General features: G+C 47.8%; 11 protein-coding genes and 1 pseudogene. 6 read left to right on the plus strand and 6 right to left on the minus strand.

What is annotated here, in order from left to right; genetic code table 11:
* From DM08_RS12930 to DM08_RS12380, 4 genes and pseudogenes are all read right to left on the minus strand, one after another.
* Positions 1–198, minus strand: a pseudogene (locus DM08_RS12930) (IS110 family transposase); the annotation flags it as partial.
* 270 nt (positions 199–468) lie between these two features.
* On the minus strand, positions 469–2148 hold the full coding sequence (locus DM08_RS10775) for a recombinase family protein (protein WP_035384675.1): 1680 nt from the start codon (positions 2146–2148) through the stop codon (positions 469–471).
* On the minus strand, positions 2145–2522 hold the full coding sequence (locus DM08_RS12660) for a DUF2924 domain-containing protein (protein ID WP_081908874.1): 378 nt from the start codon (positions 2520–2522) through the stop codon (positions 2145–2147). The genes DM08_RS10775 and DM08_RS12660 overlap by 4 nt, the downstream gene beginning before the upstream one ends.
* Complete coding sequence (locus tag DM08_RS12380) at positions 2519–2908, minus strand: DUF3489 domain-containing protein (RefSeq protein ID WP_051938154.1); 390 nt, start codon at positions 2906–2908, stop codon at positions 2519–2521. Before DM08_RS12380 ends, DM08_RS12660 begins: the two co-directional genes overlap by 4 nt.
* Positions 2909–3360: 452 nt before the next feature.
* Here DM08_RS12380 and DM08_RS12665 point away from each other — a divergent pair, with 452 nt between their 5' ends.
* The 4 genes from DM08_RS12665 (at position 3361) to DM08_RS10795 (ending at position 8964) form a co-directional block, all read left to right on the plus strand.
* Positions 3361–4584, plus strand: coding sequence for a DNA methyltransferase (locus DM08_RS12665; RefSeq protein WP_081908875.1), 1224 nt, complete (start codon positions 3361–3363; stop codon positions 4582–4584).
* Complete coding sequence (locus DM08_RS12670) at positions 4538–7054, plus strand: ORC-CDC6 family AAA ATPase (protein ID WP_152555827.1); 2517 nt, start codon at positions 4538–4540, stop codon at positions 7052–7054. The genes DM08_RS12665 and DM08_RS12670 overlap by 47 nt, the downstream gene beginning before the upstream one ends.
* 115 nt (positions 7055–7169) lie before the next feature.
* Positions 7170–8135 carry a hypothetical protein gene (locus DM08_RS12935; protein WP_152555828.1) on the plus strand — a complete coding sequence of 322 codons (966 nt, stop codon included), beginning with the start codon at positions 7170–7172 and terminating at the stop codon, positions 8133–8135.
* A 274-nt stretch (positions 8136–8409) separates the two neighbouring features.
* Complete coding sequence (locus DM08_RS10795) at positions 8410–8964, plus strand: YbhB/YbcL family Raf kinase inhibitor-like protein (RefSeq protein ID WP_081908877.1); 555 nt, start codon at positions 8410–8412, stop codon at positions 8962–8964.
* A gap of 63 nt (positions 8965–9027) precedes the next feature.
* Here the strand turns inward: DM08_RS10795 and DM08_RS10800 are convergent, their stop codons facing one another.
* Positions 9028–9903 (minus strand): LysR family transcriptional regulator, encoded by an 876-nt coding sequence (locus DM08_RS10800; protein WP_081908878.1) that lies wholly within the window; start codon positions 9901–9903, stop codon positions 9028–9030.
* Between the two features lie 108 nt (positions 9904–10011).
* Here DM08_RS10800 and DM08_RS10805 point away from each other — a divergent pair, with 108 nt between their 5' ends.
* Positions 10012–10497, plus strand: coding sequence for a PaaI family thioesterase (locus DM08_RS10805; protein WP_035384673.1), 486 nt, complete (start codon positions 10012–10014; stop codon positions 10495–10497).
* A 6-nt stretch (positions 10498–10503) separates the two neighbouring features.
* Positions 10504–10917 carry an MAPEG family protein gene (locus DM08_RS12385; protein WP_051938157.1) on the plus strand — a complete coding sequence of 138 codons (414 nt, stop codon included), beginning with the start codon at positions 10504–10506 and terminating at the stop codon, positions 10915–10917.
* 19 nt (positions 10918–10936) lie between these two features.
* On the opposite strand, the gene DM08_RS10815 is transcribed toward DM08_RS12385, so the two are convergent.
* A partial coding sequence (locus DM08_RS10815) for an IS3 family transposase (protein WP_152555829.1) occupies positions 10937–11210 on the minus strand: 274 nt, incomplete at its 5' end.

The raw sequence follows: 11210 nt of genomic DNA on the forward strand, positions 1-11210 counted from the left end.
TTTGCCCAGCTCCCGCGCCCAGTAGTGTGAGCTTCCACAGGCTTCCATGCCGATCAATGTCGCTGGCAGTTTGCCAAAGTATGCCTGCATCTGGTTGCGCCGCAATTGCTTCCTGACAATCACCTTGCCCGCACGATCCACTCCGTGTATCTGGAATACGTTCTTTGCCAGGTCTATGCCAATACGCGTAATATCCATTTCACACCTCCCTCTGTTGACTGGTTGTTTGCCATCTCCAGTCTGGCACATCTCGATGCCGTTTAGGGGGAGGTGTCCATTCCATTGCCCTATCTTCCCCCTCTTCTCTGCTCGGTGCATCGGCAGTCCAAGTTTTTTCAAATGTTTCCCCGGACGCAGAAATGCCTGATCGTCGCCAAACCGGGGAGCGATGAAGAAAACAGTTGTAGGGGGATGTTTCAGGGGTGGAGCAGCACTGCTCTCGATGAGCTAGCTTTTACCGCTTCGAAGTTAAGACTGGTCAAACCCGAGCAGTTTTTTCTGCTCGCTCCAGTCAATCGGCAGCGGGATGCTTTGTTTGAGATTCTTCAGCGTCAGAGTAGCAGGCTGAGTACCGTTGAGTATGGCCCGAACGATGTCGGGGGCCAGGAAACCTAGTTGAATGGTGCGCAATACATAGGATGCTGTCACACCCTCCTCGTTCGCAATCTCAAGAGCTCGCCTTACCTTGCCAGAAGTCAGTCGTCCCAGCCAATCGTGTGCCTTGCCGATGAGAGTGATCAATCCTTGATCCGGGGCCGGCCTTAGATTCGCACCTCCCCCTTGGACAACCAGCCTTATTGCTAGGCCGCAGCGGGTGATTCGCGCCGGGACGATGATCTCGGCCTGGCTTACATGCAATCGATTTGCCGCTAGTAACCGATGCGGGGCAAGCGTAATGCGAACCTGGATGCTTTCTACCGTGACCCGCTCGACCAGAGTTCGTACGCTGCGATACACAATCGAAGGCACGCCATCGAATCCTGCCCTGGTAAAGTCCACGGCAGACAGAACCTCTTGTATGTACGCTGGCTCTACATCGCCGAGTGATTCGAGTACCGCTGCGGGCTCGCCCAACCAGTCGCGCACGCGGTTTATGACCAGGGTCTCGATTTCCTGAGCAGGAAGTCGAATGCCACTGGGAGCATGGGCACGGCCAGCAGTGATCAACGTTTCGGTTACGTAATATCGGAAGCGTTTGCTTTGCTTGCGGCTATGCGAAGGAATCATGCGATGTCCCTGTTCATCATAGATCAGCCCAGTGAGCAGGCTGTCGGAGGGTGTTGATCTTTGTCGGGTGTGCCCCTGCCGATTCTCCATCATCCGACTCTGAACCGCGTCCCACTGTGCTGGCTCGATGATGGCAGGATGCTGTCCGGGATAGACTTGGTCACGATGTACGATTCTGCCGATATAGACCGGACTGGTCAGTATCCTGTACAGATGACCTCGACTGAAATGTCGGCCTCCACGGGTGTTACCAGTCCGGCTGCTACGAGATGGGGTTCGAATATTGATTGACGCCAGTTCCTGCTGCAGCAAGCTCACACATCCTAGTGCGAGATAACGCTGATAGATGCTTCGAACCAGGTCGGCATTCGGCTCATCGATCGCAAGGGTGCGTTCTTGACCGATATAGCCCAGCGGCGGCACTCCGCCCATCCACATACCTTTCTGCTTGGAGGCCGCGATTTTGTCGCGTATGCGTTCGCCAGTGACCTCCCGCTCGAACTGCGCGAACGATAACAGGACATTCAAGGTCAGTCGCCCCATGGATGAGGTGGTATTGAATTGCTGAGTGACTGATACGAAAGATACGCCGCGCGCATCAAACTGTTCGACGATCTTGGCAAAGTCGGCGAGTGAACGGGTCAGTCGATCAACCTTGTACACGACCACGACCTGGATACGCTTGCTATCGATATCCGCCAAGAGTTGCTGCAAGGCCGGTCGGCCCATATTGCCACCCGAGTATCCACCGTCATCGTAGCGGGTAGACAGAGCACGCCATCCTTCGTGTTGCTGGCTCAACACAAAAGCCTCGCAGGCTTCGCGCTGTGCATCCAGGGAGTTGAAGCCCTGCTCCAGCCCCTCTTCGGAGGATTTGCGGGTATAAATCGCACAGTTCAATGTCTGTCGGCGGACGCTCATTTCTTGAGTCCGAAAAATACCGGCCCTGACCAAGGTGTTCCGGTGATCGCCCGAGCAATAGCGCTGAGGCTCTTCCATTGCTTTCCACGGTAGGCGTATCCGTCCGCCAACACCATTACCTGGTGGGTTTCACCTTGCCAGACACGGATCAGCCGCGCGCCCAGAGCAGGCGATTCAGCAGGCGCTTTAAGCAACTGGCGGCGATGATGGTTAGATAGCCCTCCTTCTGCATCGGCCTGGAGCTGCCAACCTAGCGCTTGCCTTAGCAGCATCTCCTGAATATTGAGCGGCGCAGGGTGACCAAATACCTGTTGCCACCGCTGCGCCAGAGCTTGGCGGTCCAGGCTCATCAATTCGGCTAGCGCTGCTTTCATATTTGAGCCGACTTGAGAATGCGATATCGACTGGCGCCACCCTCATGGGCCTCCAAAACAACATTCAAACCAAGGCGTTTTCTCAGCACACCGCTGATCACGCCACGAATCGAGTGGGCTTGCCATCCGGTTGCCGTCATCAACTCGTCTATCGTTGTACCTTTGGTGTGACTCATCAATGTAATGAGTCGATCCTGCTTACTCAACTGAGAAGAGATGAGCTGTTCCGCACGCTTGCGATGCGACGTCCGCTTGACCTTGCCGGGCACGGCAGCATCACTGGTTGGGGCTGTCGTACTCGCATGGGCAGTCTTACCCTTGTTTGGTTGCAAGGAATTCGTTGGATTTGAGGTATCTACCTTGGTAGCGGATATGGCTTTTGTCATGATTGTCTCCTTATTTAACCGACACGAACACCGTGCCGGCGAGAGACAGTAACGCTCTGAACGCAAGACACATCAAGTTATTTCCGGCACTAGTTAGGCATTTCGAAACAAACGAACCCCGGTGAAATATCCATTACGGAAAGGCAAAACGGCGGCTTCTCGGCCTAACCGGCCGTTGGAGGTCGCTACAATTGACTTCCGCTACCGACCCATTGCGGTCGTTAGATGAAAATTACCTGTGCTCGATTGCAAGACCTGCCCCCGTTGTTCTTGCTGGCAAGCATTGCGCCTATTCGAGAGTTTGTGCAATGAAGTAGCATGTCTGCCATCTATCTTCAGAATTGCTTACAGAAATGCGTCTTGGCTCTCATCTCGGCGGGTTAAAATTGTGTTCATCAGGTTGAAGCCCTTACTCATGAAGTCATTTAAATCTTGCGTACTTTGCAAAAATAATGGAATCGAACAACTCTATGCTTCTGGATCGTCCTATCGAATCTGGCAAGGAATACGTGAATATTGTTACTAACAATGTATTAAGCCAGCAAGGTAAGCCAATGAATGCGCATAGTGAGTTATCGAATTTGGTGCCGACATGGGAAAAATCTTGCACAAGTACTGAAAGCACGCTCCATCAGCTGTCTCCCTATATTGGGAAATTAAAGAGTTCGATTGCGCACGATTTAATACAAAATTACTCCGCGCCAGGTGACTTGGTGGCGGATGTTTTTGCGGGCAGTGGAACAGTCTTGCTTGAGGCAGTCAAGATGGGGCGGCGTGCTTTCGGTGTGGATAGCAGTCCTTACGCAGCGCTACTGTCACGAGCAAAGCTTTCCGCCCCGAACACCTTGGATGAGGCTTTGATTAGAGCCAAGAAGCGACTTGAAGCAGCAGCATTGCGACCTGTGCCTGATAGGCGAAGAATTCCTGAATGGGTCCGAAATTTCTTTCACCCAAACACCCTAAGTGAAGTGGTGAACTTTTCCAAAGAGTGCAAAGAGCAAGGTGATGATTTTCTGTTGGCTTGTATGCTGGGCATTTTGCACCATCAAAGGCCTGGCTTCTTATCTTTTCCAAGCAGTCATTTAACGCCATATTTAAGAGATAAGAAATTCCCCCGAGACGAGTTTCCCCTGCTTTACCAATACAGAGAACTCGCGCCGAGACTATTAGCAAAAATTGAACGCACCTATAAGCGCAAAGATTTTGTCGTTTCAAGAGAGTCTTATACCTTTGTCGAGGGACTAACTGAAAATGTCCCTTTCCCAACAGGAATAAGCTGTTTAATAACAAGCCCCCCCTACATGAATGCTCTAGATTATGGTAGGGATAATCGATTGCGGTTATGGTTCGTCGATAAAGCAAACGCTGAGCTAATTGACAACGCTCAATCCCAGCAACGAGACGGATTTGAGTCATTAATGGCCACAGTGGCGATGCAAGCAACGAAGAGTCTCGTTCATAACGGTTACTGCATCGTAATCGTCGGGGATCAGATTAAGCGCAACTCAAAATACCCACTATCTTCTGTAGTGCAAAATACTTTTGCTGAACATGCGCCAAGCCTAAATTTGACCCAGATTATCGTAAATAGCATCCCTGATATTCGTCGCGCAAGGCGCGATCATCGTGGTGTTAGAACAGAAAACTTTCTCATATTTAAAAAAGAATATGCCTAAAGAACTCCCACCGTACGATCAGTTTATTGGGCCATTTGATGCAGACGGAGACTTCCAGCTTGTGGAATATATTGGGCACGGTTGCTACGCACTAGTATTCAAAGGCTATTCTGAAACATTGAAGCAGCATGCTGCATATAAGGTGATACCCAAAGCGAATTTGGCACCTGGTGAAAGTTGGAAAATTGAGCCTCAGAAAGCCAATGCACTTGAAAATTCCACGGTTGTCCGTTGTACAGGCTGCTGGGATTTGAGAGAGAGTAAAGGCGTAGTCATATTGAAGTACGATTTCGTGGATGGCTTATCTCTTCATGACTTTGTTAAATCTAACAAACACCAAATAACGGTACCTTTCATCAAGTCGTTTTTGCAGGCAATGCTCGAGTTGTTCTATGAGCTACATGAGCGCGGAATAGAGCATGGTGACTTTCATAGCAGAAATATCCTAGTAACAAAACCATCACCTTTCCAGAGAAACGCAACTGAAAAATTCAAGGTTACGGATTTTGGTACTGGCAGTATCACAAGTGATGCGAAGTTAACGAACGATTTCGATCAGTTGGCTAGGGTTCTGTCTCAGCTATTGGAGTGCATTGACTATCAAGCTATATCTCCAGAGGATAAGTATAGTTTTAATATTCTAAACGATCATTTCAGGGGGAAGCATTTAATAGAAGCGGATTGCACACGTGATCCGTTGGCAAGAAACCCGGGCATGATGCTTGAGCGTTTGGAAAATATTGAAGATGAATACTTTGCAAGACTGGCACATTCAGAGCGAACATCTCTCTTGACCCCATTTGATTATTTGAGTTGCGAACAAATAGGACAGCAATATTCTTTATTGCATTCGCTATATTCAAATAAGTTTCTTGGGATTTCAGAAATTGAAAGTGCTAACAATTTAGTTGTAACAGGGCCTCGTGGGTGTGGGAAAAGTACTGTGTTTCGTAGCCTAAGTTTTAAACAGCAGTTGCAAGATGACGCTAAGCTACCTGAAAACATTTCTCAGAGGTATTTGGGGATTTATTACCATTGCAATGACTTATATTTTAAATTCCCTCGCTATACATCACCGCAGAATGCGGAAGCAATTGACTTGCCGCTTCACTATCTTGTTGCGCGTTTACTTCTAGAAATACTCGATGTGCTACATGGCTTTGTAAAAAATAGTGTCATATCTTCCCCAAAAGAAATCGAAGTGTCGAAAGCTTTGTGGAAGGAGCTAAATCTAAAGCGCCCATCATTGCCGAATGCAGATAGCTTTGAAATGCTCATTGCGGCTCTCGAGAAAGAATGTAAAGAGATAGTGATTAAATGGCGAAATCCAACACAGCCAATAAAGCGTCAGCTATATGGCCCGAGTACTTTCTTGCAGATTTGCGAAATCATGCAGAACGAAATACAAGTACTTTCAGGAAAGCCATTCTTTTGCTTCATAGACGATTACTCAATGCCGCATATTACTGAGGCCCTCCAGCAAAATCTAAATCGACTGCTGATGCAAAGAAATGAGTTCTGTTTTTTTAAGATGGCGACAGAAAGCCCTGTTTCTTATGCTGCCTCAGACATTGATGGCAAGCTTTACGTGGAAGGGAGAGAGTTTGAAATTCTTAACCTTGGCCTTACTTACTTGCGCGAAGATGCTCCACGAAAGCTGGAATTTCTTGATGATGTTTTTGTAAGGAGATTCAACGCTGTCCCAGATTATCCAGTCAAAAGTTTGAGTGAACTCATTGGTGATGGTGAAAATATCTCTCAAAATGAGATCGCAAAAAAAATCGCTGAAGGTACAAAAACTGAGTGGTGGGGAAGAGAGACGTTTAGTTCAATGTGCAGCGGCGATATTCATCAACTTATAACACTAGCTCGAAAAATGGTTTCCGATTCTGGCGGAACGGATAAGTTAAACGAAATTGGAAAGCTTCCAAAAATTCAGCCTAAAGATCAAAATAAAGCTATCAGAACACACGCGGGTGACTTTCTAAAGAGCTTAGCTGATAGTGGATCAAATGGTGAGCATTTGCGTCAAATAGTGACCTCGTTCGGGAATGTGGCTCATTCATTTGTAAAATACAAATGTTCAAAAAATGAAACGGGTAGGCCAAGGCATCAGGCGTCAAGAATTGAGCTTCGCGAAGCTCCCGTTTTCGAAGGTAAAGCCAAGGAACTATATGATGACCTCATAAGATATTCCATCTTTATCCAAGATCCTAGAGGAAAAAGCTTCTCTGGTCAGGTTGTGCCTCGTTTATTCCTAAGAAGGTTCTTGATACCTCATTTTAATCTTACATTCAGCGGGCGAGACTCGATTCTTATTGGCACAAGTGATTTCGAGGAATTGATTTTATCCCCCAAGATTTTTGAAGCAAAGAAGCTTCTTACTGGCGTGGTTCCTGATAACTATCAAGTGAATGAAGCCATTCAGCATGATTTCGATTTCTCTGGTCAGGATGAAAATGGTCACTAGTCGAATTGATAGAGCGCTCCTTGCTGCAAATTGGCCAAATCTACGTTCGGCCGACCACATCAAATTTCAGAAAGATGATGTATTGCTGGTTTGTGGCGGGTTCGAGGATAGGGTGATGTCGGTATTGAACATTGCATCCAATTCAAATGTTTCTGACATTACTGTTTTGGATTTTGAATATGCACCGGCTGTTGAATTCAACCTTTTTCCAGAAATCAGAGAGCTTTGTAATAAGGCTGGTTGGAATCATATTCGAATTGAATATGATCGATGCAATCCATCAGGAATTGCCAGTCGCGTCTTAGAAAACCTGCCACCTGATGCTAAGAGGCTGTTCGTCGACATTTCTGGCATGTCGAGACTATTGATTGTGCAATTGATTGTTGGTCTGCTGGAGCTTGATACAACGGCACCGTCGATTTCAATTTTATATACTGAAGCTATATCCTATCCGCCGACTGAGTCTGAGGCGCATACGAAACTTGAAAGTCATGCAAATGACTCCGCAGCGATATTGTCATTTATCTCAGCGGGGGTGTATGACCTTGCTATTGTTCCTGAATTGTCCTCAGTAAATATTAACCGAGCTCCAGTTCGATTAATTGCCTTCCCTTCATTTAATCCGACGCAGTTGTTAAGCGCAAAATCAATAGTCCAGCCTGCAAAAACAACATTTATTCATGGCATCCCTCCGAATCCTGAACTACAGTGGAGAACGAATGCAATTCGTACTCTAAATCAAATCACTGATGAAATTGAGAGTCAAAATATTAAGATTTGTACCCTAGATTATTCCGCGTGTTTGAAGAAGCTACTTTTGCTATATGACGAGTGGGCGGAATTTTATAATCTTGTGGTGTCGCCAACTGGTAGCAAGATGCAAACAGTGGCTGTTGGAATATTTAGAAGTTTTGTAAGTGATGTTCAAATCGTGTACCCAACGCCGCTACGCTTTACTAGTCCAACGGCACACACGCATGGTGCTAAGCAAGTTTACGTATTGGATTTAGATGAATTCCGAAAGCTTCGTAATTCGTATGAATGCTCAGCCGATGTGGATCACATAGAAAACTGTAAGTGATATTGGCAATGTTTGTATTTAGAGGATTGTCTACCAATCCCGCCAAGTCATGGAAGGCAGAATCCATAGTGAACAGATCATGCCGTCGATTGCTGAGGCAACTTTCCGCGCTGGTGGCGGGTAACTATGTGAGCAGCGGAGGCAGGTCTTGACCTGCCCAGTCGTATCTTTCGTTCTCTCGGTGACTTCCGCCTTAATTCAAACGAACTCGATTCAGCATCACCCCATCAATCGGTTATAGAATCATCGCCTAATTCACGAAAGGATCATTTTGATGAAACGACTACTTTTATCCGTTGCCTTGGCTACCGCTTCAATATGTTCGGAGGCTGCCGACTTTAAACTTTTCAGTCCCGAGATCAAGGCGAATAGCATGATGCCGTCCAGTTTCGAATTCAATAGCTTCGGCTGCACTGGGTTGAATAAGTCACCTGCCTTGAAATGGGCTGGAGCACCTAAAGAAACGAAGAGTTTTGCGGTGACCGTCTATGATCCAGACGCGCCCACAGGTTCGGGTTGGTGGCATTGGATGATGTTCAATATTCCGGCGGGTGTTACCGAGTTGGTGGCCGGTGCAGGTGATGTAAATAGCACCACGTTGCCCCCAGGAGCAACGCAAAACCGAATCGACTATGGTTTTGCTGCGTGGGGTGGCACATGCCCACCTAAGGGCGACAAACCACATCGTTATGTTTTCACGGTCTATGCGCTGAAAACCGACAAGATCGAAGTTCCCGCCGATGCGACTGCAGCACTCACAGGCTACATGATTAAGGGTAACGCAATCGCAAAAGCCAGCTTCACCGCAAAATACGGCCGCGCAAAATAGAGGTCGTAGGCCGCTCGAATCGGATGAGTTGAGATGCCCATGGATTTCGCGACCGTAGCATGGTTACATCATCTGAGTGACATTCTGAGCGGCTTCTGTAACGACAGCTCTATGCATGACATCTAGGCCTTCTTGCCATTGAAGCCCGATGACTCGATGGACGATAAAATCTGAAACGTTAAGCGTAGCCAAATCCTCGGGGACGAGGCTTCGAGGCGAGAACGTAAAACCTTCGCCCGCTCTTACTAACTGAAATGCAAAATCATCCCGCTCAGCTCTAAACATCACCTTTAGACTGGCTCTTGCGACCTTGAGTTGAGCACGTCCGACGGCATCAAGCTCGCAACTTAATCTGAAAATAAAGGGGACGTTTTCAATATCTCTAAGCGCAATGGATGCGGGAGATCCATTCGCGAGCGGATGATCTCTTGATACTACGGCGACGACTGGCTCTCTCCAAAGTTGTACTGCATCTGGCGAAAGATCGCTGATGTTCGTCCATGCAAGATCGATCCGACCTTGCGCAAGTAGGGAGGCGATCCGATCAGGAGTGCCTTCTCTTAGCTCAATCTGAATGTTAGGCAACCTTTGCCTTATGCCCTGCATCACTTTGATCACCGAAAGCTGAGGCAAAGTGTCGATCACGCCAATACAGATCCGACTCTTTTCCGACGTTGAGTCAATGAAACTTGCGCGAGCAGAATCACATTGCCTAAGAATCTCAATCGCATCCGAATAAAACCTTCGTCCGGCCGGAGTCAGTCTTAACGGCCGGCTCGTTTTTTCTGTTCGGTCAAAGATTGGTTTCCCAAGACTTTGCTCCAATGCCTTGAGACCCGAGGTAAGTGTTGGCTGGGAGAGATGTAGCCTTTCAGCCGCTCTTATTACACCACCATGATCCACCACGGCGGTTAAGAATCGCAAATGCTGTAGTTTCATGATTGAATATATCTATCAATTACCATAATTACTATTGATTATACCTATTCGCGAAATGTCGGTAAATTTCCAACCACAGATTGATTAATCAGGTGGGCAGGAAACGATATGAGCGTTGCGACGAACAAACTGTCGGTACTTGAATTTCTGAAGCGGCATATATCCAAGTCGTTAAGTGGTCAAGACTCCACTCACATGGAGTATCCAACGCGAATTTCTCAGACGCTAGGAATTCGAGTGATCGAGGTGGGTAGCGGGACTGCCACTGTAGAAATTGATGTCGATTCTGCTATCCATGGAAATCAGCAAGGTACAGTACATGGCGGACTGATCTCAGAACTCGCCGATGCGGCCATTGGGACCGCTCACTCTACGTTGATGGATGAAGGAGAGACCTTCGCCAGCATCGACCTAAGGGTGAATTTCTTCAGGCCGGTATGGAAATCAACTTTGCGTGCAATTGCGCGACCAGTACAAAGCGGACGGACTGTCAGCCATTACACTTGCGAGATTGTTCGGGATGATGGAAAAGTCATTGCCATGGCCGCCAGTGCTGTTATGACCTTGCGTGGCGCACAGGCCGCAGGAAGATGAAGGCATATGAACGATATACTCATCCCTTGTATTGCGCTGATTGGTCTAACAGCAACTGTCTGGTTGGTCTCGCTATGGAGGCGCATCGCAGAAATACGCGCTCGACAGCTAAACCCTCAACTGTTGGCAACTCAGCGAGAAATTTCCAAACTGCTCAAGAACACCAGTGCATCAGACAACTTCAAGAACCTGTTTGAGGTGCCGATGCTGTTCTACATATTGTGTTTTGCTCTATTTGTGACACGCAACGAATCGGTGGGGTATTTGATCGCTGCCTGGGTGTTTGTTGCACTCCGAATGGCGCATAGCTTGGTACAACTTACCTACAATCGTGTGACCCACCGCTTTAGCTGCTGGCTGACAAGTACGCTATGCCTTTTCGGAATGTGGAGCGTCTTTGCAATTGAAAGGCTGAGCTAACCCGCTTTTCCCGGACGGTTTAATTGGGTACATCTGCTTGCTGCTCAAATTGCACTGGGCTGAGGTACCCCAAAGTCTGATGCCTACGCTGTCGATTATAGAAGATCTCAATATATTCGAAGATTGCCGTCCGTGCCTCATCTCTAGTGTGGAAGTCGCAATGGTGAACGAGCTCGTTCTTCAAGGTTGAGAAGAAACTCTCGGCCACCGCGTTGTCGTAACAGTTGCCGCGCCTGCTCATGCTCGGGCGCATGCCATGCCCCAGCAATTTTTCCCGATAGGCGCGAGCGGCG

Origin of the sequence: Ferriphaselus sp. R-1 (genome assembly GCF_000746095.1) — a bacterium.
Taxonomy (GTDB): domain Bacteria; phylum Pseudomonadota; class Gammaproteobacteria; order Burkholderiales; family Gallionellaceae; genus Ferriphaselus.